Origin of the sequence: Sphingobium sp., from assembly GCF_041987595.1 — a bacterium.
Classification (GTDB): Bacteria; Pseudomonadota; Alphaproteobacteria; order Sphingomonadales; family Sphingomonadaceae; genus Sphingobium.
The window spans coordinates 77855-101935 of record NZ_JBHIWJ010000004.1; the positions used below are offsets into that span (position 1 = coordinate 77855).

The 24081-nt window shown below is 65.2% G+C and carries 15 protein-coding genes; 3 read left to right on the forward strand and 12 right to left on the reverse strand.

The window, feature by feature from the left end; all coding sequences use genetic code 11:
- Nucleotides 1-49: 49 nt before the first annotated feature.
- Together ACFC3J_RS02195 and mutS are read right to left on the reverse strand one after the other, a co-directional pair.
- A complete protein-coding gene (locus ACFC3J_RS02195; protein WP_375194573.1) occupies nt 50-2809 on the reverse strand; it encodes a [protein-PII] uridylyltransferase in 2760 nt (919 codons plus the stop codon).
- A gap of 8 nt (nt 2810-2817) precedes the next feature.
- Complete coding sequence (gene mutS / locus ACFC3J_RS02200) at nt 2818-5469, reverse strand: DNA mismatch repair protein MutS (protein ID WP_375194574.1); 2652 nt, start codon at nt 5467-5469, stop codon at nt 2818-2820.
- Between the two features lie 136 nt (nt 5470-5605).
- Between mutS and ACFC3J_RS02205 the strand changes: the two genes are divergently transcribed.
- Entirely contained in the window at nt 5606-7867 is a 2262-nt protein-coding gene (locus tag ACFC3J_RS02205) for an NADP-dependent malic enzyme (protein WP_375194575.1), read from the forward strand.
- Nucleotides 7868-7892: 25 nt separating this feature from the next.
- Here ACFC3J_RS02205 and cofC read toward each other — a convergent pair whose 3' ends face one another.
- The 3 genes from cofC to cofE are packed head-to-tail and all read right to left on the reverse strand — an operon-like array spanning nt 7893 to nt 10164.
- On the reverse strand, nt 7893-8471 hold the full coding sequence (gene cofC, locus ACFC3J_RS02210) for a 2-phospho-L-lactate guanylyltransferase (RefSeq protein WP_375194576.1): 579 nt from the start codon (nt 8469-8471) through the stop codon (nt 7893-7895).
- Nucleotides 8472-8473: 2 nt separating this feature from the next.
- Nucleotides 8474-9409: a 2-phospho-L-lactate transferase gene (cofD, locus tag ACFC3J_RS02215; protein WP_375194577.1), complete on the reverse strand. Its 936-nt coding sequence runs from the start codon at nt 9407-9409 to the stop codon at nt 8474-8476.
- Nucleotides 9406-10164 (reverse strand): coenzyme F420-0:L-glutamate ligase, encoded by a 759-nt coding sequence (gene cofE, locus ACFC3J_RS02220; protein WP_375194578.1) that lies wholly within the window; start codon nt 10162-10164, stop codon nt 9406-9408. The genes cofD and cofE overlap by 4 nt, the downstream gene beginning before the upstream one ends.
- 153 nt (nt 10165-10317) lie before the next feature.
- Between cofE and ACFC3J_RS02225 the strand changes: the two genes are divergently transcribed.
- On the forward strand, nt 10318-10818 hold the full coding sequence (locus ACFC3J_RS02225; RefSeq protein ID WP_375194579.1) for a flavin reductase family protein: 501 nt from the start codon (nt 10318-10320) through the stop codon (nt 10816-10818).
- Between the two features lie 14 nt (nt 10819-10832).
- Here ACFC3J_RS02225 and ACFC3J_RS02230 read toward each other — a convergent pair whose 3' ends face one another.
- The 6 genes from ACFC3J_RS02230 to ACFC3J_RS02255 all read right to left on the reverse strand — a co-directional run bounded on the left by ACFC3J_RS02230 (nt 10833) and on the right by ACFC3J_RS02255 (nt 21453).
- Entirely contained in the window at nt 10833-14570 is a 3738-nt protein-coding gene (locus tag ACFC3J_RS02230; RefSeq protein WP_375194580.1) for a cadherin domain-containing protein, read from the reverse strand.
- A gap of 211 nt (nt 14571-14781) precedes the next feature.
- A complete protein-coding gene (locus tag ACFC3J_RS02235; protein WP_375194581.1) occupies nt 14782-16152 on the reverse strand; it encodes an HlyD family type I secretion periplasmic adaptor subunit in 1371 nt (456 codons plus the stop codon).
- Entirely contained in the window at nt 16149-17861 is a 1713-nt protein-coding gene (locus tag ACFC3J_RS02240; RefSeq protein WP_375194582.1) for a type I secretion system permease/ATPase, read from the reverse strand. The genes ACFC3J_RS02235 and ACFC3J_RS02240 overlap by 4 nt, the downstream gene beginning before the upstream one ends.
- 3 nt (nt 17862-17864) lie before the next feature.
- Nucleotides 17865-19052 (reverse strand): glycosyltransferase family 4 protein, encoded by a 1188-nt coding sequence (locus ACFC3J_RS02245; RefSeq protein ID WP_375194583.1) that lies wholly within the window; start codon nt 19050-19052, stop codon nt 17865-17867.
- Nucleotides 19049-20389, reverse strand: a complete 1341-nt coding sequence (locus ACFC3J_RS02250) for a pectate lyase (protein ID WP_375194584.1) — start codon at nt 20387-20389, stop codon at nt 19049-19051. The genes ACFC3J_RS02245 and ACFC3J_RS02250 overlap by 4 nt, the downstream gene beginning before the upstream one ends.
- Entirely contained in the window at nt 20386-21453 is a 1068-nt protein-coding gene (locus ACFC3J_RS02255) for a sulfotransferase (protein ID WP_375194585.1), read from the reverse strand. Before ACFC3J_RS02255 ends, ACFC3J_RS02250 begins: the two co-directional genes overlap by 4 nt.
- A gap of 172 nt (nt 21454-21625) precedes the next feature.
- Here ACFC3J_RS02255 and ACFC3J_RS02260 point away from each other — a divergent pair, with 172 nt between their 5' ends.
- Nucleotides 21626-22966: an O-antigen ligase family protein gene (locus ACFC3J_RS02260; RefSeq protein WP_375194586.1), complete on the forward strand. Its 1341-nt coding sequence runs from the start codon at nt 21626-21628 to the stop codon at nt 22964-22966.
- A gap of 99 nt (nt 22967-23065) precedes the next feature.
- On the opposite strand, the gene ACFC3J_RS02265 is transcribed toward ACFC3J_RS02260, so the two are convergent.
- Nucleotides 23066-24046: a 2OG-Fe(II) oxygenase family protein gene (locus ACFC3J_RS02265; protein WP_375194587.1), complete on the reverse strand. Its 981-nt coding sequence runs from the start codon at nt 24044-24046 to the stop codon at nt 23066-23068.
- Nucleotides 24047-24081: the final 35 nt, after the last annotated feature.

Consider the following 24081-nt stretch of genomic DNA (forward strand, 5'->3'; position numbering starts at 1 on the left):
CGTCATTCCCGCTTGCCCGGAGTGACGATGAAGCTGTGCGGGCCTTGCTTTAAGCCCGTTCCAGTTCCGCCACTTCACCCCCGGCCGCCTCCAGCAGGCGCCGTTCCAGCGTTTGCAGCCGGGCCTTGCTCTCGATCTTCCCGGCCAGCAGGTCGGTGACGTAGAAAGTGTCGACTGCGCGCTCGCCATAGGTGGCGACATGGGCGCTGTGGACGGTCACTTTCGACTGGAACAGCGCATTGGCGAGGCTGAAGAGCAGCGCCGGGCGATCGCGCGCATTGACTTCGATCACGGTGAAGCGGTTGGACGCCTTGTTGTCGATCAGCACATTGGGTTCGATGCGGAAGGCTTCTGCGCGGGTGCGGGGCAGGGGGCGCGCTTCCAGCTTGGTGATCATGCGGTGCCTGTTGGCCAGGGAGTCCTCGATCGCCTTGCGGATGCGCACGAGCTGGTCAGGGCTGTGGAACGCCCCGCCAAGCGGATCCTGTACCAGGAAATTGTCGATGGCGACGCCGTCGCGTGTGGTGTGGATGCGCGCGTCGATGATGTTGCCGCCCGCCAGATGGATGGCGCCCGCGATCCGGTAGAACAGGCCCGGATGGTCGGCAGCGTAAACCGTCACCAGCGTCGCGCCGCGCTGCGGATAATATTGCGCGGCAATGGAAAGCGGGGAATCGCCTGCCTCCAATATATGCTGCGCATTGTGAATCAGTATGTCTTCCGGTTCCGCGATCCAGTAGCTTTCGGGCAGCCGCTTGCTCAGCCTGTCGAAATCAGCTTCGGACAGGCCCAGCGCCTGCCGCAGCGCCTGTTGCTTGGCGGTGACCCGCTCGCTGCGGCCCTTCTGCTTGTGGCCCAGACGCAGCAGTTCTTCGGCAGCGTCATAGAGATCGCCCAGCAACTGGCGTTTCCAGCTGTTCCAGACGCCGGGACCCACCGCACGAATATCCACCACGGTCAAACAGAGCAGCAGGCGAAGACGCTCCGGACTCTGCACCACGTCGACGAAATCGAGGATGGTCTTGTAATCGGCGAGGTCGCGCTTGAATGCCGTGGCCGACATCAGCAGATGGTGCAGCACCAGCCAGGACACGGTTTCGGTTTCCGCCGCGGTCAGGCCAAGGCGCGGGCAGAGATGCTCCGCCACCTCGGCGCCCAATATGCTGTGATCGCCGCCGCGTCCCTTGGCAATGTCGTGCAGCAGTACCGCGACATAGAGGACGCGGCGGGAAATCAGTTTGCCCATCAGCTCGGTCGATAGCGGATGGTCCTCGCCCAGTTCGCCTTTCTCGATCCGGGCCAGCAGGCCGACGGCGCGGATGGTATGCTCGTCCACCGTATAATGATGATACATGTCGAACTGCATCTGCGCCACGACGCGACGGAAATCGGGGACAAAGCGGCCGAACACGGTCGATTCGTTCATCCAGCGCAGCACCGTTTCCGGGTCGCGGGGAGAGGTCAGAACCTCCATGAAAGCGGCATTGGCGCGCGGATCTCGGCGGACCCTGGCGGTGATCAGGCTGGCGTCGCGGCTGGCGGCGCGCATGGCGCTGGGGTGGATGGCGAGACCATGCTTGTCGGCCAGCGCGAAGATTTCCAGCAGCCGGACCGGATCGTCCCGAAAAAAATGATCGTTGGGCAGCGCCAGCCGTCCGCGGTCCAGCACGAAGCCGTCCAGTTTCTTGGGTCGGCGGAAAAAGCTGGGGATATAGCGGCGTCCGCGCTCGGCCATCTGATCATCGAGGTGCGCGAGGAATACGGCGGTGAGATCGCCCACCGTTTTTGCGTTCAGGAAATAATAGCGCATGAAGCGCTCCACCCCCGACCGCCCGGCGCGCCCGGTGAAGTGCATGCGGGTAGCAGTTTCCAGCTGAAGGTCGAAAGTCAGCCGGTCCTCGGCGCGCCCGGTGATCATGTGCAGGTGGCAGCGCACCGCCCAGAGGAAATCCTCCGCCTTCTGAAACTGGCGCAGCTCGCTTTCCGTCAGCAGCCCGACATCGACCAGCTCGTCGACCGACTTCACCCTGTTCACATATTTGCCGATCCAGAAGAGCGTATGCAGGTCGCGCAACCCGCCTTTGCCCTCCTTCACATTGGGTTCGACGACATAACGGCTGTCGCCCATCCGTTTGTGGCGCTCGTCGCGTTCCTCCAGCTTTTCGGTGACGAAAGCGCGGGCGGTGCCCTGCATCACTTCGGCATCGAAGCGCTTGGCGGTTTCCTCGTACAACAGGCGGTCGCCCCAGATGTAGCGGGCTTCCAGCAGGGCGGTGCGCACGGTGAGGTCGCTTTTCGCCATGCGCATGGTTTCGTCGATCGATCGGCTGCTATGGCCGACCTTCAGCCCCAGATCCCACAGTGAATAGAGCATGGATTCAATGACCTGCTCGGTCCAGCCGGTCGGCTTCCACGGGGTGATGAAGCCGATGTCGACATCGCTGTGCGGCGCCATCTCGCCCCGCCCATAGCCCCCCACCGCGATCAGCACGATTCGCTCTCCGGTGCTGCGATTGCCCGCCGGATAGAGATGATGGGTGGTCGCGTCGTAGAGCAGGCGCAATATCTGATCGATCAGGAAGGCGAAGCCGGTCACCGTTTCACGCCCGCGCGTCGGCCTCTGGTCGAGGCGGCGGGCGACATCGGCGCGACCCGCGTCGAGCGCCTCCTTCAGCTCCTTCACGATCAGGCCGCGCAGCTTCATCTGGTCGCCGCTATGCTCCTGCGCCAGCGCATTGATGCGGTCGGAAATGGCGCGCCGGTCGATGATGGCGCGTCTGGAACCCAATTTCGGAAACTGCATGACCATAGGGCTTATTAGTCTTCCTGATGCGCCGCGACCAGTTGCTTGAGACGATAGAGTTGATCCAGCGCTTCGCGGGGCGACAGCGCATCGGCATCGATGACCTCCAGTGCTGCGCGGAGCGGGTCGACCTTCTCCTCCGCCTGCGCGGTGGCGGCGGCGAAAAGAGGCAGATCGTCGAGGCCTGCGGCAATGCCGCCGGTCTTGGCCTTGCCCGCTTCCAGGCGTGAAAGAACGTCCTTGGCGCGTTTGAGAACGGCAGGGGGAAGCCCGGCCAACCGCGCAACCGCCAGACCATAGCTCCGGTCGGCCGGGCCTTCCGCGACTTCATGTAACAGCACCAGATCGCCCTTCCACTCCCGCGCGCGCACATGGTGGAGCGAGAGCGAGGAGAGCGTCTCCGCCAGCCGGGTCAGTTCATGATAATGGGTAGCGAAGAGGCAGCGGCAGCGATTGACCTCATGCACCGCCTCCACCACCGCCCAGGCCAGCGCCAGACCGTCATAGGTCGAGGTGCCCCGGCCCACTTCATCGAGAATGACGAAGCTGCGCTCGGTCGCCTGCGCGAGAATGGCGGCGGTTTCGACCATCTCGACCATGAAGGTGGAGCGACCCCTGGCCAGATTGTCCGACGCGCCGACGCGGCTGAACAGGCGATCGACCAGAGTCAGCGTCGCCGCCTCAGCCGGCACATAGGCGCCCGCCTGCGCGAGAATGACGATGATCGCATTCTGCCGCAGGAAGGTCGACTTGCCGCCCATATTGGGACCAGTGACGAGCCAGAGCCGGTCGTCGGCCACCAGCCGGCAGTCATTGGCGACGAAGGGTTGGCCTTCGCGACGCAGGGCGTCCTCGACCACCGGATGGCGGCCCCCGCTGATGTCGAGGCAGCACCCTTCGCTATCGTCGGGCAGGAAATGCGGCCGCTGCCAGCCGCCTTCGGCCGCGCGCTCGGCCAAAGCCGCCGCCACGTCGAGCCGGGCCAGCGCATCGGCGGCGCGGGCGATGTCGGCCTTGCGGGAGAGCGTCGCTTCGACCAGCTCCTCCAGATGCGCGGCTTCCGCGACCAGCGCGTGGGCGCCCGCCTGCGCGACGCGGCTCGCCTGCTCGTGCAGATCGACCGAGTTGAACCGCACCACCCCGGCCAATGTCTGGCGATGGGTGAAGCCGCTGTCGGGCTGCATCAGCGCATCGGCGGCGCGGGCGGGAACCTCGACATGATAGCCAAGCACGCCGTTGTGCCGGATCTTGAGTGAGGCGATGCCGGTCTGTTCGCGATATTTTGCCTCCAGCGCGGCGATTGCGCGGCGGCCGTCCCCTGCCAGACCCCGCAGATCGTCGAGCGCCGGGTCATAGCCGTCCGCGATATAGCCGCCATTGGCGGTTTCGGTCGGCGGGCTAGGGACGAGGGCGCGGGAAAGGCTGTCCACCAGCGCGCCATGTCCATCGAGCGCCGGGAGCAGCTGGGCCAGGAGCATGGGCTGGTCAGGCAGGCGGCCAAGCCGTTCCCGCAGCAGCCGCGCCTCGCCCAACCCGTCACGGAGCTGCCCCAGATCGCGCGGGCTGCCCCGGCCCATGGCGAGGCGGCCCAGCGCACGCCCGATATCGGGCAGCGCGCGCAAAGCCGCGCGCAACTGGTCGCGCAGCATGGAATCATCGTGGAACAGCTGAACCAGGCCCAGCCGCGCCTCGATGGCGGCCTGATCCATCAACGGCGCCGCCAGATCCTGCGCCAGGAGCCGCGCGCCTGCGCCGGTGACGGTCCGGTCCACCGCGCCGAGCAGGCTGCCCTGCCGCGCACCGCTCATTGTGGCGGTGATCTCCAGGCTCTCGCGGGTCGCTGCGTCGATGGCGACATGGGCGCCGGCGGTTTTTCGCATCGGTGGCGCGAGAAAGGGCAGGGTGCCCTTGCCCGCATGGTCGAGATAGGAAAGCAGGCCGCCCATGGCCCCCAGCTCGGCCCGGCTGAACTGGCCGAAGCCGTCGAGCGTCGCGACGCCGAACAGGCGCTTCAACACCGCCTCGGCGCGGTTGCTGGAAAAAGCGGTGCGGTCGAAGGGATGGGAATCGGGAAGGTCGAGATCCAGCCCGTCCGGCAGCACGATCTCGCTGGGCCGCAGGCGCGCCAGTTCGGCTGGCAGATCGACGGCGCGCAGGGTCAGCGTTTCGAAGCGTCCGGTGGAAATATCGGCGGCGGCAAGGCCATATTCCTGCCGTTCCTCGCCTCCCACCTGTACCAGCGCCGCCAGCATATTGTCGCGGCGGCTGTCGAGCAACGTTTCCTCGGTCAGCGTGCCCGCCGTCACATAGCGGACGATGGCGCGGGCGACGAGGGATTTGGACCCGCGCGCCTTGGCTTCGGCCGGGGTTTCGGTCTGCTCGGCGATGGCGACGCGGTGCCCGGCCTTGATCAGCCGCGCCAGATAGTTTTCCGCGCTGTGCACCGGCACGCCGCACATCGGGATCGGCACGCCGGCATGTTCGCCCCGGCTGGTCAGCGCAATGTCCAGCGTCGCCGCAGCGGCCTTCGCATCCTCGAAGAACAGTTCGAAAAAGTCGCCCATGCGGTAAAAGAGCAGGCAATCCTGCGCCTCGGCCTTGAGCGCAAGATATTGCGCCATCATCGGCGTCGTCTGTTGCGTGGATGTGTCGATCTGTCGGGCCATGATGGTGCGGATAGCCCGAAGCCAGGCGTCATGCCAGTGCTGCAAGAAACAGCAGGAAAATTGCCCTTCTCGCACTTGCCCACAAGATAATCTTACCGCTAGGGCCACCTGATTGTTTCAATATGTGGGTGCAGCCATGACCGAAAAGTCGAATGTGGAATTTTCCGAGCGGGAAGCGCTGTTCTTCCATTCGACCGGAAGGCCCGGCAAGATCGAGATCATCGCGTCCAAGCCGATGGCGACCCAGCGGGACCTGAGCCTCGCCTATTCCCCCGGCGTCGCGGTGCCGGTGCGTGCCATCGCGGAAGATCCGGCGACCGCCTATGACTATACCGCCAAGGGCAATCTGGTCGCGGTGATCTCCAACGGCACGGCAATCCTGGGACTCGGCAATCTGGGCGCGCTGGCATCGAAGCCGGTGATGGAAGGCAAGGCGGTGCTGTTCAAGCGCTTCGCGGATGTCGACAGCATCGACATCGAGCTGAAGACCGAGGATGTCGATAAATTCATCGACGCGGTGGAGCTGATGGAGCCGACCTTCGGCGGCATCAACCTTGAGGATATCAAGGCGCCCGAATGTTTCATCATCGAACAGACGCTGAAGGAGCGGATGAACATTCCGGTCTTTCACGACGACCAGCACGGCACCGCGATCATCGCGGCGGCAGGAGTCATCAACGCGGCGATGCTGACCGGCCGCGACATGAAGACGATGAAGGTGGTGGTGAACGGCGCGGGCGCGGCATCCATTTCCTGTACTGAACTGATCAAGGCGCTGGGCGTGCCCAATGAAAACGTCATCATGTGCGACAGCAAGGGCGTGATCTATCAGGGCCGCACCGAGGGCATGAACCAGTGGAAGTCGGCTCATGCGGTGAAGACTGATGCGCGCACGCTGGCCGAAGCGGTCAGGGGCGCGGATGTGTTTCTGGGCCTCTCCGTCGCGGGCGCCATGAGCCAGGACATGGTGAAGTCGATGGCCGACAGGCCGATCATCTTCGCCATGGCCAATCCCGACCCGGAAATCTCGCCGCCAGATGCGCATGCCGTGCGCCCCGACGCGATCGTTGCCACCGGCCGGTCGGACTATCCCAATCAGGTCAACAACGTCCTTGGCTTCCCTTTCATCTTCCGCGGCGCGCTCGACGTCCGGGCGACCGGGATCAACGAGTCGATGAAACTTGCCGCCGCCAAAGCGATTGCCGAGCTGGCGCGCGAACAGGTGCCCGAGGAAGTCGCCAAGGCCTATGGCCGCTCGCACAGCTTCGGACCGGATTACATCATCCCGGCGCCCTTCGACCCGCGCCTGATGGAGGTGGTGCCCTCCGCCGTAGCGCAGGCGGCGATGGAAACCGGCGTCGCGCAGAGGCCGATTGCCGACATGGCCGCCTATCGCCAGTCGCTCAAGGGCCGGCTCAATCCGACAACCTCGGTGCTGACCACGGCCTATGAGGTCGCGAAGGCAAATCCGAAGCGCGTCGTCTTTGCCGAGGCGGAAGAGGAAGTGGTGCTGCGCGCCGCGATCCAGTTCCGAGAGCTGGGCTATGGCATTCCGGTGCTGGTCGGCCGCGCCCATGTGCTCCACAAGCTCAAGGAACTGGGCGTGCAGGACCCGGAGAGCTTCGAGCTGCACAACAGCGTCAATTCCCCGCTGGTACCTGAAATGGTCGACCTGCTCTACAGTCGGCTCCAGCGCCGGGGCCATCTGCGTCGCGACTGCGAGCGGATGGTGAACCGCGACCGCAACATCTTCGGTTCGCTGCTGGTCAAGATGGGCCATGCCGACGCGATGATCACGGGCATGACCCGTCCCTTTGCGCAGACGCTGCGAGAGGTGAAGCGGGTGCTGGACCCTGCGGCAGGGCGCACGCCCTTCGGCATCCATGTCATGGTGACCAAGGACAAGACGGTGTTTCTGGCCGACACCACGGTCAACGAACGCCCTTCCGCCAGTGAACTGGCCGACATTGCCGAAGGTACGGTGGCGGTGGCGCGGCGCATGGGCCACGACCCGCGCGTCGCCTTCCTCTCCTACTCCAATTTCGGCAATCCGCCCGGCAGCTTCCTCGACAATGTGCGCGATGCGATCAAACTGCTCGACCAGCGCGACATCGACTTCGAATATGAAGGCGAAATGACGGTCGATGCGGCGCTCAACCCGACAGTGATGAAAAATTACCCCTTCAGCCGCCTGTCGGGTCCGGCCAACATTCTGGTCATGCCGGGGCTTCAGTCCGCCAATATTTCAGCCAAGCTGCTGCGCGAGCTGGGCGGCGCGACCATGATCGGGCCGCTGCTGGTCGGGATGGACAAATCGGTGCAGATCGCCACCATGGCGTCCAACGCTTCGGAAATCCTGACGCTGGCGGTGCTGGCGGCGGCGGGCGTCGCGGTCTGACGGGTGAAGGGGCGCCGGGGCGGTTTCAACCTCGGCGCCAGCCCTCCAGATCGTCAGGCTGGTCGATATCGAAGGCGAGGCCCGGCCTGAGGATGGTGGTGAAGGGGAGGGCAATGCGCTCCGCTTCCCGCCGATGTGCGGCAAAACTGCCTTCACCATAGCGGAACTGAAAATCCTCCCCCTGCGGCAACGGCAGCGAGAGGGCATTGGTGCCCTGCTGTGCGCGGTCAGGCGCGACGGCGACGTGTCCTGGCGCCATGTCGAGCATCGCGGTCACATCATCCGCTTTGATCAGCGGCAGATCGGCGGAAAGGAACAGCAGCCGCTCCATGCCAGCCGCCAGCGCCGCGTCGCGCGCGCTCGTCAATGCAGCGTTGAGCCCCCGACCCGGATCGTCGAGCAGCGCCACATCGTCGGCGAGGCCATGACGCGACGGGCCAAGCAGCAGCACCCGATCAGGCCCGGCCGCCTGGCAGGCGGCGGCAAAGGTCCGTTCGAGCATGTCGGCGACCAGATTGCGCCTGCCCGGTTCATCGATGACGCGGGATAATCGCGTCTTGCACGCGGCGGCGGCCTTTACCGGAATGACGACCCAGCAGCGCACGATCAGCCGGCAATCCGGTCAGCCAGATCCAGAGCGGCCATGGCCACCCGTGCGCGGTCTTCCAGTGTCTTCATCAGCGTGTCGGTGACGGCATGGGGGACGGCGAGGCCCTTGCCGCCATCGCGCTCGTCCACCAGCAGTCCGTCGATGATTCCGGCATAATGGTCGGCGATTGCCTCATTGGTGACGGCCAGCCCGAGTTCGCCCATCAGCTTGGCGGTTGGCCCCTTGACCGCTTGCCCGCCGACAATGGGCGAAACCGCGACGACCGGGGCGGAAGCCGCCGCCAGAGCTTCGCTGATGCCCGGCACGGCCAGAATCGGGTCTACGCTAAGCCAGGGATTGGACGGTGCGATCAGGATGGCGCGGGTGTCGGGATCGTTGATCGCCTCGATCACGCCGGGGGCGGGGCGGGCGCCAGCCGCTCCCTCGAAACGGACGGCGCGGACGGCAGGGATGCAACGCTGTTCGACGAAATAGCGCTGGAAGGGCAGGTCGCCCCGATCGGTTTCGATATGGGTGGCGACCGGATCGTCGCTCATGGGCAGTATGCGCAGGGCAAGTTCCCACGCCGCCGCGAAGCGCGCCGTCACCGCGCTCAATGTCTCGCCCGACGTCAGCAGGTGCGAGCGCAGCACATGCAGCGCCATGTCGCCGTCGCCGAGCAGGAACCAGTCTTCGCCATGGAGCGACTTCAGCGCGTCCATGAAGGTCCATGTCTCGCCTTCGCGGCCCCAGCCTTGCGCGGCATTGGCCCGGCCCGACAAGGTGTAAAGCAGGGTGTCGATATCGGGCGATATGGCGAGGCCAAGATGACGGAAGTCATCTCCGGTATTGACGATGGCGCTGATCGTATCGGGCGGACAGACCTGCATCAGCCCCAGCACCAGCTTGGCGCCGCCGACGCCGCCCGTCAGAACGGTGACGCGCCCGCTCAACGGAACAGATCCTCTTCAGGCGGGCGAACCAGCGCGCCTGCCCCATCCTCGCCCATCGGCAGCGACAGGCCGCGGATGAGGGCCGCGGGCACGCCTTCCGCGCCCTCGCCCGTCACCAGCGTAGCGGCCGTGGCGATCTGGTCAGCCAGCGCGATCTGCGTCACCTCCAGCCGCCTGCCGTCGCGGTCCTCCTCACCGCGCCGGTCGACCAGCGCGGGCAGGCCCGCGGCGCCGATCGCGACGCCGACGACCCCGTACCGCCAGGGCCGCCCAAAGCTGTCTGAGATGACGATGCCGATGCCATCCGCGTCTTCCCCGGTCAGGGCATGCAGCAAGCCTTGCGCCGACCCGTCCGGATCGATCGGCAGCAACAGGGCGCGTTCGGTTTCGCCCGGTCCCAGATTCGACCGGTCGATGCCGCTGTTCGCCATCACATGGCCCAGCCGGTGGCGGGTGATCAGCACATGGGGCACGGCGCGCACCACCGCGCTGCTTTCGCGCAGCACCAGTTCGACCAAGCGGGGGTCTTTGCATGTCTTTTCCGCCAGATTTGCGGCTTCCGGTCCCGGTTCGACGGTGTCGAGATCGATCATGCGCCCTTCCGCCTTGGACAGGATTTTCTGGGTTATCACCAGAACATCGCCCTTTCGCAGGGGCCATAGGCCGCCCGCGGTCAGGCTGTCGCGCAGCAGGGCAGCAAGATCGTCGCCGGAACGGATTTCCGGAATATCGGATAGCGGATGAATGGCGATCATGCCGGTGCTTTAGCGCGCCAAAGGAAAATAAGGTAGCGGCCGCGAACGAATGAATCCAACGTCGGTCGGCCGGAATCGCTTGCCATGGCCCGCCAAGTCGAGAAAAGAGACGATGATGATGACCCAGCCCTTCCCAGCCGGGATTTCCCGGCCATGAGCGAGACGATCGCCTTCGACAGCACCACGTTCCGCCATGTTCTGGGCCATTACCCGACAGGCGTTTGCGTCGTGACCGCGGTGGAGGATGATGGAGCGCCCACCGGCATGGTGGTCGGTTCCTTTACCTCTGTTTCGCTCGATCCGCCGCTGGTCGCCTTTTTCCCGGCGAAAAATTCGCAGAGTTGGCCCCGGATCGAAAAAATGGGGAAATTCTGCGTGAATATCCTCGCCAGCGATCAGCAGCCGCTATGCCGTCAATTTGCCGCGAAGGGCGCGGAGGACAAATTTGCCGGCGTGTCACACCGCGTATCGGCCAATGGATCGCCGATCCTGGATGGCGTGGTCGCCTGGATCGACTGCGCGCTGGAGGCAGTGCATGAGGCAGGCGACCATTATATCGTCCTGGGCCGCGTCATGGCGCTGGAGGTGGCGTCGCCGGGCAAGCCGCTGCTCTTCTTTCAGGGCGGCTACGGCGAATTTGCCCATTTGAGCTGAACCGTGGCGAGCGGCTAAAAGAAGCTGCTCATATCCACCCCTGCCACATTGTTGACGCCGACGAGCAGCACGCTCTGTTCGAAGGCGCCGTCACCATTGGCGTCGTAGAAGACCCAGCCGTCCGTCGTTCCGGCGATGAAGGTGACATGGTTCACTCCCGCCGTCGCGTTGGCGGCGGCCAGCGCGTCGCTGAAGACATTGGTGGCGATCGCGGCTTCGGCATAGTCCGCCGCGGGAATGCTGCCGTTCAGGAAATCGAGGTCGATGCGGTCGCCCTCGCTTGCCTTGAAATCGGCGATCCGGTCATAGCTGCCGGTGTTGAGCGTCGTGTCGCCCCGGTTGAAGACGAAGATATCGGCCTCCGTCCCGCCTGTCAGCGTGTCCTTTCCGGCGCCGCCGATGATGGTGTCATTGCCCGCGCCGCCTTTCACCGTATCGCCCGCTGCGCCGCCGTCCAGCCAGTCATTTCCAGACCCGCCGTCCAGACTGTCCATCCCGTCCTCGCCGAAGAGCCGGTCGTCGCCGCCATTCCCCAGCATGGTGTCGTTGCCCGCGCCCCCCCAAAGGCTGTTATTGCCGCTGTTGCCGGTGATGCTGTTGGCCAGGTCGTTGCCTGTGCCGTCGATGGCGTCGGTGCCGGTCAGCACCAGCTTCTCGATGTCGGCGCCCAGCCGGTAGCTGACGGAAGCATTGACCTGATCGGTGCCTTCACCGGCCAGCTCGAAGACCAGGTCGTCATTGGTCGCGTTGCCGTCATCGGACCAGCTGTTCACGATATAGACGTCATTGCCGAGGCCGCCCGTCATGGTGTCGGCGCCCGTGCCGCCGTCCAGCGTATCGTCGCCCAGTCCTCCGATCAGCACGTCATTGCCGTCCCCGCCGAACAGCGTGTCGCTGTCGTCCCCGCCATCCAGCGTGTCGGCGCCGCCATTGCCGTAGAGAATGTCCGCGCCCAGCCCACCGGAAAGCTGGTTGGCCGCGTCATTGCCGGTGATGGTGTTGGCGAGGTCGTTGCCTATGCCGTTGATGGCCGCCGCGCCGGTCAGGGTCAGCTTTTCCACCTGTGCCGCCAGCCGGTAGCTGACCGAAGCATAGACAAGGTCGCTGCCCCCGCCCGCCAGTTCGATCACCTGATCGTCATTGCCCGCGAAGCCATCGTCGGACCAGGTGTCGACATAGAAGATGTCGTTGCCCGCGCCGCCGTCCATATAATCGGCGCCGGTGCCGCCATCGATCGTGTCATTGCCGGCAAGGCCGTAAATCGTGTCGTTGAGCGCGGTGGTCTGATAGGCGAGCACGGTGGTCGTCGGGCTGATGACGTTGTTGCCCGAGGAGCCGGTGATCGTCCTGCCCGTTTCCATGACGTCGGTGATGGTGATGGAGAGCAGCTGATCGTCGACATTGCTGCCGTCGGTCGCGCGTACCAGCACCTGATAGACGCCGTCGCCATCGGCATCGAGGCGGTTTTCATAATCCGGCGCGGTGATGAAGGACAGGGCGCCGGTCGTCGCATCGATGGTGAACAGCGCCGCGTCGGCACCGCCCGATATGGCGAAGGCGGGTGTCGTTCCGTCCGTATCGGTGGCGGTGACGGTTGTGACCGCCGCCCCGTTTTCGGCCATGCTGATCGCGGCTGTCGCGCCGCCGCCATTGGAGGTGATGACCGGTGCATTGTCGTTGACGTTGGTGATGGTGATGGCCAGCGTCTGGGCGATGCTGTTGGTGCCGTCGCTGGCGCTGACCGTCACATTGTAGATGCGGTCGCCATTGCTGTCGCCGGGCGCTTCATAGTCGGGCGCCGTCTTGAAGCTCAATGCGCCGGTCGCGGCATCGATGGAGAACAGCGCCGCATCCGCGCCCCCGCTGATCGTGTAGCTGAGCGGCGTGCCGTCGGCATCGCCGGCCTGGACCGTGGCGGCGGACAGACTGTTTTCCGCCACCAACAGGGCAACCGAGGCCGCTCCGCCATAGGAGGACAGGATGGGGGCGTTGTCGTTGAGATTGGCGACGGTCACGGCCAGCGTCTGCCGGTCCGTATTGCCGCCGTCGCTCGCCTGCACGACGACGTCATAGACATTGTCGTGATCGGCATCGGCGGGCGCTTCATAGTCGGGCGCCGCCTTGAAACGGAGCGCGCCGGTCGCGGCATCGATCGCGAACAGGGCGGCGTCCGCGCCCCCGACTATGGCATAGCTGATCGACGGGCTGTCGCTGTCGGTCGCCGTCACCATGGTCACGGCTGTCGCATTTTCGTTGACGGTGACCGCTGCATTGGCGCCGCCGCCATTGGAGGTGATGACCGGGGCGGCGCCGTCGGGCACATCGTGCACCGTGACGGACAGGCTTTGCGTGTCGACCCCGCCATTGCCGTCATTGGCGGCGACGATCAACTGATAGACATTGTCGCCATCGGCGTCGGACGGGCTTTCGAAATTGGGGGCGACCAGAAAGCGCAGTTCGCCCGTCGCCGCGTCGATCGAAAAGAGCGCCGCATCCGCACCGCCGACGATGGAAAAGCCGATGCTTTGACCCATATCCGGGTCGGTTGCGGTGACCGTGGTGACGGCGGTGCTGTTCTCGTCAATGGCCAGCGCTGCGGTCGCGCCGCCGCCATCGGACGTAATGACCGGCGGCGCGTTCAGCCCGGCGGATGGGGTGGTCATATCCGCAAACTGGAAATATTCGACATTGCGGATGGTCTTGGTGCCCTCGGGCGATCCGACCCGCTGGTCGATCGCCACAAAGCTGCCGTCGGTCTGAAGCGTGAACAGATAATCGGCGCGATTGCCCGAAAAGACGAGGGTATCGATGTCGGCGCTGCCGTCGATCACGTCATTGCCCGCTCCGGCGATGATGGTGTCATTGCCGCCGCCGCCATGCATATAGTCATTGCCCGCGCCGCCATCGAGCCAGTCGTCGCCGGCATCGCCATAAAGCTCGTCGCCGGCCGCCCCGCCATAGAGCCGGTCATTGCCGGCATCCCCATGCAAGACGTCATTTCCCGACGAGAGATCGTCGTCGCCATGGAGGATATCGTCGCCCGCGCCGCCGGACAGGCTGTCGTCGCCTGCTTCGCCATAGAGGATGTCGATGCCGTCCCCTCCGGTCAGCTTGTCCTTGCCGCGCCCGCCATAGAGGATGTCGTTGCCAGCGCCGCCGTCCAGCGTGTCGTCGCCGGAAATGTTGTTGTAGCCCAGATCGTCGCCATAGAGGATGTCGTCGCCCGAGCCGCCGGAAATGGTGTCGCTGCCGCGCCAGCCGAAGATGATGTCGTTGCCGCCGTCGCCTTGCAGATTGTCCTTGCCCGCGCCACCAATGATCTGGTCATTGCCTTCGCCGCCCTGAACCAGAACGTCCTTGAGATAATCGATGCCGCCCGCGCCATGGGCCGACAGGTCGATAATGTCGTCGCCATCGGCGAGCCAGAACTGCTCGATATTGTCGAAACCGCCAAAGCCTCCTGAAATCGCGCCATTATTGTAGAAGATGGCGTCGTTCAGGTTGGATCCATAGAGGATGTCAGTGCCCTGACCGCCCAGAAACAGGTCGGTGGAAATCTGGATGTTGGCGGCGGCCAACTGATAGACGACGCCGCTGCCGGTCAAGATCGCGGAGTTCCAGACAAGCTGCGCCAGCACTGCGTCGGGACGCGCATAATCCAGATTGGCGAGCCGGGTAAACGCGAAGAACTGGTCTTTTTCACCGCCCGCCGTGATGGTCTGGCTGCCCACGACGTTAAAATAGTTCGCCATGATTCCCCCTGTCCCGCGTCCCTCATGAAAGGTCGGAATCCTCTACTCCGAAATACGACCCGGACGGTGGGGGCATAGGGATAGAGGGGATTCCATAGGGATTGCATCGATCGGCTTAGGGGCGTTTGGAAATGCGCCTTCCCGCCCATGGCTGGCGCCTTTCTAAATGCACTCTCCCCGCATTTCCCAACAATCTCTCATGGCAGACGGGCTATTGCTCGCGGAAGGCGTGCCACATCGTATCCGTCAACGGGTCGAACATATATTGCAGCGCCGTGCGTTGCCGCAGCGGGACGACGACCTTCACCGGCATGCCCGGCTTCATGGCGAAATCGCCCCGCGCATGTTGCCGGATCAGCGCAATCTGGCCGGGCGGAACTTCCACCTCCCCGACGAAATAGGCGGCGCCCGTCTTTTCCTCGACGAAGCTGTCCGCCGACACCCGTGTCACCCTGCCCTCGATGATGGGCAGGCTGCGTCCCGGAAAGCCTGCGAAGCGCACTTCCGCCTTTTGCCCCACGGTCAGATCGTCGACATCATTGGGCGAGAAGCGAACCTCGATTACGACGGTGGAATGACGCGGCACGATGTCCATCAGCACTTGTCCCGCGCCGATCACCCCGCCCACCGTATGCACCGACAGCCCGACCACCGTGCCGCTGGCCGGCGCGCGCACCTGCGTCCGCGCCAGTTCTTCCCGCGCCGCGCTCCATTTGGGCAGCGCGTCGCCCAGTTCCGCCTCGACGTCGCGCAGTTCGGCCGTCACCTTTTCCTGCAAATTCTGTTTCGCCTCCAACGCCTTCAGCCGGGCCTCACCCACCATATTGGCCGAGCTGTCCCGCGCCGCCTGCAACCGTCCGCGCTGACCGATCAGGTCCGCTCTGGCCCGTTCCAGCGCCCGGATGCGCGTCTTGCTGACGAACCCCTTTTCCGCAACGGCGCGCAGGCTCTCCAGCTCGTCGGTGATCAGCCGCTCCTGTTCGACGACTGACGCAAGCTGATCGCGATAACCGATGGCCTGCGATCCCGCCTGACTTCCCTCATGCAGCGCCACCCCCTGCTGCGTGCCGAGAAGGGCCGAGCGCGCCGCCATCTGCGCCCGCTGCGCCCGCATCGCCGCCTCCGCATCGGCCTTGTCATCGCCTGCCAGCGAGAGAAACTCGACCGGCATATCGATGGCCGTCCCGGCCTGCTCCGCCCGCAGGCGCGCGCGTTGCGCGATCAGCCAGATCGCCTGAGAGGCGAGTACCCGTTCCTGCGCCGCCACCGCAGGCGCGCTCAGACGGATCAGAACGTCACCCTGCCGCACCCCCTGCCCTTCCCTGACCAGAAGGGCCGCGACGATCCCGCCGTCCCGATGCTGCACGCTCTGCCGCTGGCCTGCCACGGTCGTCCGCCCCGGCGCCAGCGCCGCCGCATCCAGCCGGGCGAAGGCCGCCCAGCCCAGAAACAGCAGGAAAAAAGCCGCCGCCACCGCCAGGCCGCTTCGCACCTCCGGTTTCGGATCGGCTGCGATCACCGGCGGGACAAAGGCCTCCGGCGCGGGAAGCAGGGGATAGCGCTGCGCCCGCATCAGCATCATGCCGCCCCTGCCATCGATGCGGGACGCGGTTTGGCCAGCGCGCCCAGCACCTGATCGCGCGGGCCGCTCATACGCATCCGGCCATTGTCCAGCACCAATATCCTGTCCGCTGGTCCCAGCAGCCCGGTGCGGTGGGCGGTGACCATGATCGCCGCGCCCCGGGCCTTGGCCTGCGCCAGTGCCGCGATCAGCTGCGCTTCGCCATCGGAATCGAGATGGGCGTTGGGTTCATCCAATATCAGCACGGCCGGATCGCGGAACAGCGCCCGGGCGAGCGCGATCCGTTGCGTCTGCCCCATGGACAACCCCATGCCGCCCCAGCCCAGCATCGTGTCATATCCCTGCGGCAATCGCAGGATCATCTCATGCACGCCGCATTGCCGAGCCGCCGCAATGACGTCGGCATCAATGCGTCCGTCGCGGTCGGGTTCGGCGCCCTCCCTGCAGGAAAATCGGGCGATATTGTCGCGGATCGACCCGGCGAAAAGCGACAGTTGCTGCGGCATATAGCCGATATGAACCGCCAGCGCGTCGCCATCCCATTGCGACCGTTCCGCGCCGTCGATGCGGACTTCACCCTCGCTGCAATGGATCGCTCCGGCCACCAGCCGCGCCAGCGTCGATTTGCCCGCGCCGCTGGGGCCGATCACGGCCACCATCTCGCCGGGTGCAATTCCAAAGGACAGGTTGTTAAGGATCATCCGGTCGGAATAGATGTCCTCCACCGACACGCGTTCCACGTCCAGCCGCCCCGTCGGGCGGGGCAGCCCGGTCTGCGGCGTCAGTTCGGCCCGGCCGTCGAGCCAGGCCATGATCTCCGCATAGGAACCGCGTGCCTGAACGACGCTGCGCCAACTCGCGACCAGCTGGTCGACCGGCGCCACCGCCCGGCCCAGCAGAAAGGACGAAGCAAAGATCGCCCCGCCCGAAATCTGCCCGTCAATGGCCAGCAACGCGCCCAATCCCAAGGCGCCGGATTGCAGCGCGTTGCGCAGAAAGCGGCTGATCGTCATCCGGCCGCCGGCGGCAAAGCTGGCGCTTGCCTGCCAGGCCAGCATATCCTCCCGTTCGGCCAGATGGCGCCGGACCATCGCCGACCGCATCCCCAGCGCCCGCACCGCCTCCGCCCCCAGCATCGTCTGTTCCTGGCTGGCATAGGACAGGTTGGCCGCCGCGTTGGCCTGCAGCAATGGCGCCCGCGTCGATCGCTCGCTGGCCCAGGTGAGGGCGACCAGCATCACGCCGCCAATCAGCGCCATCAGCCCGATGAGCGGATGGATCAGGCCGCAAACGACGATGTAGATCGGCGTCCAGGGCGCATCGAACAGCGCGAACATGGCCGGGCCGGTCAGCGTCTGGCGCAACTGGTCGCATTCGCGGATCGGCTGGCGGCTCTTACGCCGGGCGCCGTCGTCGGGCTGTAGTGTCAGCGTGGCGGCGATCAGCCTTCGTGCCAGCCGCCGGTCCAGCGCCACGCTGGCGCGAACCAGTATGCGCGACCGGATATATTCCAGCAGCGCCAGCGTGGCATAGGCCAGCATCAGCACCAGCGTCAGAAATCCCAGCGTCGCTGCACCCCGCGTCGGCACCACCCGATCATAGACCTGCAACATGTAGAGCGTGGGCGCGAGGAACAGCAGATTGGCAAGCGCGCTGAACAAAGCTGCCCAGAGGAAGTGCGTTCTGACGGCGCTGATCGCATTTTGCATGCCTCAGGCCTCGAAACGTCGCAGTTGCTCGTAGATCGCGCTGACCTTGGCGCAGTGGGCGGCTTCGCTGAAGCGGCGGCGGGCATCGGCCTGCGCCGCCAGTGCCATCTGCCGCGCTCCGCCCAGATCGGCGCCCAGTGCGGCGCAGGCCTGAACAAGCGCTTGCGCATCGTCGGGTTCGACGAGCATGCCGATACCGCCTTCCAGCGCCTCGACATTGCCGCCGGAACGGGCGGCGACAATGGGCGTGCCGACCAGCATCGCCTCCACCAGCGTCCGGCCGAAAGGTTCCCCCACGGCAGGCACGACAAGCTGGTCGCAGGCGGCGATCCAGAAGGGGCCGGGCGTGCGATAGCCCATCAGCCTCACCTGATCGGCGACGCCCTTGTCGGCGATCCGCTTGCGCAGGGCGGTATCCATGGCCGGCAGCCGGGCCTCGCCGAACATCACCCCCATGACCGGCCGGCCGGCAAGGCTGCGAAGCTGCGCCACCATGTCGACGAACAGCAGCGGCCGCTTGCGGGGCACGAAGGCGCCGAAATAGCCAAGCAGCAGCGTGTCCGGCGTCACCCCCAATTCGCGGACCAGCGTGTCGCGCGCCTTGTCCCGGTCGACGCTGATTTCGGTATCGAAGGGGCTGTGCACCACCGATGCCCTGTTCCGCGCCGACCATATCCCGGCGGGTGGAAGCGCGAAGGATGAGACCGCCAGCACCCGATGCGCCAGCGCGGGTGCCAGAAAGCGCAGGCCCAACGCTTCAGGATCGCCGCGATGGTGCCAGATGAGCCTGGCTCCCGCCAGCCGGGCTGCCAGTGCCCAATTGGCGCTGCTGCGCCCGTCATTGACATGAACGATGTCGATTCCCTTCGCCCGCAGGAATCGGGCACGGGGCAGGACGCCGGTCAGCGTTCGGGCGAATTTCTTCAGGGTGAAGGCTTCACCGGGCACGAAAAGGCCCTTGGAGCCGGGATCGTCCATCTGTTCCTGCCCGGCGAAGAAGCTGGCGATCATGCCGCCGGGTACTTCCGGCACTATGACCGGGCGGTAGAGCGCCCGGTCGAGATGGGCGATCAGCCCGCGCACCGATATGTGGCTTCCCCCGATACTGTCTCCGGAAAAGGGGAAGCAGATGCGCAGCGGACGAATGTCCGCTGCTGCTGCGGCCTTGAAGCGGGGCGACAGGGCGTTCATCCCGCTTTCCCGTCAATCAGGTCGCGGGAGCGCTGATCCAGAAACTGGTCGAGATTGGCGATTCCGTTGCCATCGGCATCGCCCCAGGGATCGGCCTTGCGCGGATCGGTGCCATGCTGCGCTTCCCAGCGGTCATCCATCCCGTCGCCATCGGCATCGGGATAGGGCGTGCCCGGCAGGAGATCGTCGATCACGCCCGGCTGCTTGACGATACGGCCCTTGCGCTCGCGAATCTGGCTGACGATGCGTCGGTCGAACGGGTCGCGTGGGAAGGCGCCCGCATCGCTCAACGCCATTTCATAGCCGTCCGCGGCCGATTGGGCGGCGACGGTCGGGGGGCAGGGCGGCTGGCTGACCTCCGCTTCTTTCAGCAGGGGAGAGAGGTGGACGAAATTGCCGTCAAACCGGTTGTCGGACAGATAGACTTTGGCTACCCCCTTCGATCCCATGACGTTGCGCGCCACGCCTATCGTATCGGGCCGCGTGTTCCGCCCCGCGATGAAGCTGTTGCCGATCAGGGACACCGGCACGCCGCCGAAACTTTCCCAGATTTCGGCGAATTCCGACTGACCGTTGTACAGGATGTTGTTCACCACCTCCGCGCAGGAGCCGGGCGGGAAGTTGAGGTCCGGATTGCGGTCGCCATTATGAGCGCAGATATTGCCGATGAAGCTCAGATGCTGCGGCCCCTTGGGATCGCTGGCGAGCAGTGCGCATTTGTCGTGGCGCGGAATCCCCTCGGCAAAGATGCTGTTGCTGATCGTGATCCAGTCATTGTCGCCATAGCCGTTGATCAGTTCATCCCGTGCCCAGCTGGCGCTGACATGGTCGACGATCACCCGCCGGCTGTTCATGATGGTGAAGCTGTCCTCCGATCCGCGATGCGTGCCCACCCTGTCATTGCGCACGCGGATATGGCGGATGACGACGTCGTGCGTGTTCTTGACCAGAATAGGCGTGCGACCATTTTCGCCGCCGGCATGGGCGATAACGATACCGTCGCCCGGCGCGCTTTGTCCGGCGATGGTCAGGAAGGGATTGTAGATGATCGGCGGCGGCGTGGTGAAGCGGATGAGGCCGCTGACCCGGAAGATGCAGACGCGTGGACCCGCCGCGTCGATGCAGGCGCGCAGGGATCCCGGCCCGCTGTCGGCCAGCGTGTCGACGGCGATGATCCGTCCGCCGCGCCCGCCCTTGGCCGCGGCGCCATAGCCCACCGCGCCCGGAAAGGCTGGCTCGCCCTTCACCGGCTGCGCCGCAGCCCGCGATTCATTGCCGGCGCCCGAGCAGCCTGCCATCGCCACCGACAGGCTCACGGTCAGCCAGAGGCGCCTCATGCCGCATCTCCGCTGCGCAGTGGATAGTCATAACGGCGCAGCAAAGGCGCGCACAAAGCGGTGAAGATCCACTGCTTCCATCCCGGCATTTCCCGTTTCCACTTGTCGTCGCCGCGCATGACGATGGATTTCTGCAACCGGTGGCGGCTGCCGGCGACCTGATGCTGGGGCTCGAAGGATGCGAGGTCCGTGGGACCCCTATGGGGTCGTTCCCCCACCAGCGCGACGATCCGGTCGATGGTGCCGCGCGGATCGTCGACGAAATCTTCATATCGCACGCGGATGCTGCGCTCTGGTCCCACACGGCGGCACAGCCATTCCGTGGCCAGATTGACCATCGACCAGCGCAGGGCGGTGTAAAGCAGCGGCTTGGGCCGCAGTTCCCGCTGCACGCCCTTTTCGACGCTGCGCCGGTGTCCTTTCAGCAGCGACCAGGCGACGCCGCGCCCGTCGCGCACGACATGGACCACATGCAGGTCGATCCCCGGCATTGCCGCCAGCGCGAAGGCGCGACCCGGCAGTTTCGAACTGTCCACGAGAATCGGCCGTCCCGACACCATCGTCATGCCGCGCAGCAATTTGACCGTGCGCCGCGCATGCCTGCGCCATCCGGGCAACCGCAACAGCCGTCCGGGCGCCAGCAGGCCTTCGGTCAGCGTTTGTGCCCGGCGATACCCTGCCAGAAAGCCGTCCGGTTCCCCCTGCATCCAGCGGGCGACGATGGCCTTCCATTCCGGACAGTCCCGGACCTGCGCCCCGCACGCGCAATATTCGCCATTATCCCAGACGTGCCGCGCAAGGGTCGTGACCTCGCCTGCGCCCATGATCGCCGGATGTTCGCCCAGGGCGATGTCGAGCAGGGTCGTTCCGCTGCGCCCATAGCCCGCGACATAGATCAGCTTGATCGCGCCCTGGCTGGCAACGGGGGCGGAAGCCCGGCTCTGCTGTTCCGCCGTGATCGCTTCGTCGGCATTGCGCCGGGGCAGGATTGCGTCCGTCACCGAATTGTCCTTGTCGCGGGAGGCACGCCCGCCGTCCTCCGGCTGGGCGCCAGTGCATCGCATTTATCCCGTCAGACCCATGGCCGATCAACGGATCACACGGCTGATATCCCGGCAAATTCGGATAGGGGTGGCCTGCCCTTTATGACCCTGCCGCCTGTCCCAAAGGTCGTTTGCCCTGGGATGGCCGTGGAGGGCAGGCTGCCGGTCCGGTCCCGCGGATAGGAAGCCGATCATGACGTCGATGACCAGCTCTGCTCCGTTCACTGGTTCAGCCCATCGCGCGGCTGCGCGTCCCGCCGGGACGGACGGGGCGCATGAGCATGTCTGGGACCGGATTGCGCGTTACAGCCTGCTGGCCGCCATCTTCCTGTCGGGCTGGAGTGTGTTGCGGGTCGGGCAGATCAACCTTACCTTTTCCGACGTCTTCTTCCTCCTGAGCTTTGCGATATCGGGCGCGCGGGGACGATTGAGCGCCACCCCCTTCCGGTCGCTGACACCCTTCTGGCTGACGGGTCTGGTCATGATGCTGGGTGGTCTGTTCGTCGGATCGGTGGTGAATGGCGATCCGCTCCGCTGGGTGAACATCGCCCTGCAATATACGGTGGCATTTCTCTTCATCCCGGTTCTGTTGATGCAACAGGATGAAAGGACGACCCGCATCGCTCCGCTGGTTTTCGCGCTGGGCACGGCCCTGTCGGAAACCATCGGGATCACAGCGACCTTCTTCCTGACCTTCCACGATACGGTCCACTGGCTAGGGGACGGTTTCATCACCGGCAACGGCCGGCTGGGCGCCATGGCGGGGCAGCCCAACCCCAATGGGGCGGTCGTCGCCTTCTCGCTGCCGATGTTGCTGTTGTCATTGCGTCAGCGACTGATTTCCGGCCTTGGCGGGCTATGCTGTCTGATTCTGTTGCTCTGGGGCCTGATGCTGAGCGCGTCCTTTACGGGATTTGCCGCCTCCCTGCTCGCGATCTTCACGGCGCTGCTGCTGATGGGCGCGCGCTATATCTTGCGGCTCGGCTTCGTCGCTGCGGTCGCCGCTGGCCTGTTCTTCGCCTCCGGCGCGCCCTTGCCCAAGGCCTTTCAGGAGCGGGTGGGCAATGCCGTCGAAAGCGGCGATCTCAATCAGGCCGGCACCTTCATCAACCGCGCCCAGCTGATCGAGGAAGCGTGGGGTTTTGCCGAGGAAAATACCGTGATTGGCATGGGCGTCGATCGCTATCGGGAACTGAGCGCCTATGACAATCCCGTCCACAATCTCTACCTGCTGATCTGGAATGAGGGCGGTGCGATCGCCTTTTGCGGCCTGATGATCCTGCTGACGCTGCTCTGTCTGCTGGCGGCGAGCGGGCTGCGCCTTCATCGCGAGCGAGGCGGCATGGCGGCAGCGGTCGTGCTGGTCTTCCTGATTTACACCGTTTCCTATCCGCACATGTATTCGCGCATGTGGGTGATGCCCGTGATGGTGGCGCTGGCGGCCCTCTATGCGCCGCGCCGGAACGAGAAATCGGATGAGGTCCGGCTGATCTACACCCGGCCGGTAGGTCCGCAGCAACTGCCGACCCTTTAGAGCATTGTGCGGAAAAGGGGGAACCGGCTTTCCACCTAACGGGATGCGATGACAAAAAGTTGGAGCGTGCGGCCCGCGTCTGATTTAACGCAGCGCGCCCTAAGCGGAACCGATCAGCAGGGTCACATTATCGGTTCGCGGGTTGGCGGACCCGTCATTCGCTTCCCTTTCGACATGCAGCACGCGATGCATGACATGGCGCAGGCCATAGCTGTGCATGGCCATGGTGCCCGGAAAGACCGCCAGCATCGTGCGGTCGATCGGCAGATCGACCCATTGTTCCTTCACGAAAATCTGCGTCACCATATGCGTTCGCTGACCGCACAGGGCTGAAAAATAGCGATGGTCGAAATGCGCGCCCTCGATCAGCCGTTGGCCGGGCGCCAGATCCCGGCTGCGGTCGCGGCGCTGCAACATGCGGTTGATGCCCTGCGCCATGCGGCCGAGGCCGGGCGCATGGGCCAGCATTCCGTAAAGATCGGACAGCCCGCGCGGACTGAGCATCCCTGCGGCCTGCCAGCGCCGCTCGTCCCAGGCACATCCGGTCCGGCCCCAGCGCCCCAGCGAATTGCGCGCCAGCGCTTCAAGCCGGTCCATGTCGCCGCCGCTTTCCTGATATTTCAGCCGTTGCACGACCACTTCGAAATCCGCGGGCGGCGTTCCTGCCGGGGTCAGCGCCGCCATCAATCGCGCTCCGATCGACCAGCACTGGTCCAACAGGGCGGGGTCCGGCGTGTAGCGCTGCGGCCCCTGCGCGAACCAGCCGGGCCGGGCGATGACATGATCTTCGCCCTCGGTCCGTCTGAGCGCCATTTTTCGCGCAATATAGCCGTGCCGCCCAGGCTGGAAATAAAAGAGGTCGCCCAGACTCGCGGTGATGTCGCCGCTGCCATGATAGTTGCGGGCGATGTCCACCAGCGGCGCTTCCCACGGCATCTGCTCGGCCGTATCTTCCAGCAGACCCCGCCACAGTGCAGCAATGATCTCCGGACAGTGCACCAGCACCGCCGCATGGCCCGCGGCGAACAGGCGCGCCAGCGAGCCGGGCTCCATTTCCTGCAATGCCAGTTCCGCGATCATCCGTGGCCCCCTGAGATGGGGAGCGTTCTTATCCT

Excerpts from the sequence above, each read along its gene's own strand:
- ACFC3J_RS02195 (WP_375194573.1), bottom strand. The coding sequence starts at position 2,809 with ATGGTCATGCAGTTTCCGAAATTGGGTTCCAGACGCGCCATCATCGAC.
- mutS (WP_375194574.1), bottom strand. The coding sequence starts at position 5,469 with ATGGCCCGACAGATCGACACATCCACGCAACAGACGACGCCGATGATG.
- ACFC3J_RS02205 (WP_375194575.1), top strand. The coding sequence starts at position 5,606 with ATGACCGAAAAGTCGAATGTGGAATTTTCCGAGCGGGAAGCGCTGTTC.
- cofE (WP_375194578.1), bottom strand. The coding sequence starts at position 10,164 with ATGATCGCCATTCATCCGCTATCCGATATTCCGGAAATCCGTTCCGGC.
- ACFC3J_RS02225 (WP_375194579.1), top strand. The coding sequence starts at position 10,318 with ATGAGCGAGACGATCGCCTTCGACAGCACCACGTTCCGCCATGTTCTG.
- ACFC3J_RS02230 (WP_375194580.1), bottom strand. The coding sequence starts at position 14,570 with ATGGCGAACTATTTTAACGTCGTGGGCAGCCAGACCATCACGGCGGGC.
- ACFC3J_RS02235 (WP_375194581.1), bottom strand. The coding sequence starts at position 16,152 with ATGATGCTGATGCGGGCGCAGCGCTATCCCCTGCTTCCCGCGCCGGAG.
- ACFC3J_RS02240 (WP_375194582.1), bottom strand. The coding sequence starts at position 17,861 with ATGCAAAATGCGATCAGCGCCGTCAGAACGCACTTCCTCTGGGCAGCT.
- ACFC3J_RS02245 (WP_375194583.1), bottom strand. The coding sequence starts at position 19,052 with ATGAACGCCCTGTCGCCCCGCTTCAAGGCCGCAGCAGCAGCGGACATT.
- ACFC3J_RS02250 (WP_375194584.1), bottom strand. The coding sequence starts at position 20,389 with ATGAGGCGCCTCTGGCTGACCGTGAGCCTGTCGGTGGCGATGGCAGGC.
- ACFC3J_RS02255 (WP_375194585.1), bottom strand. The coding sequence starts at position 21,453 with ATGCGATGCACTGGCGCCCAGCCGGAGGACGGCGGGCGTGCCTCCCGC.
- ACFC3J_RS02260 (WP_375194586.1), top strand. The coding sequence starts at position 21,626 with ATGACGTCGATGACCAGCTCTGCTCCGTTCACTGGTTCAGCCCATCGC.
- ACFC3J_RS02265 (WP_375194587.1), bottom strand. The coding sequence starts at position 24,046 with ATGATCGCGGAACTGGCATTGCAGGAAATGGAGCCCGGCTCGCTGGCG.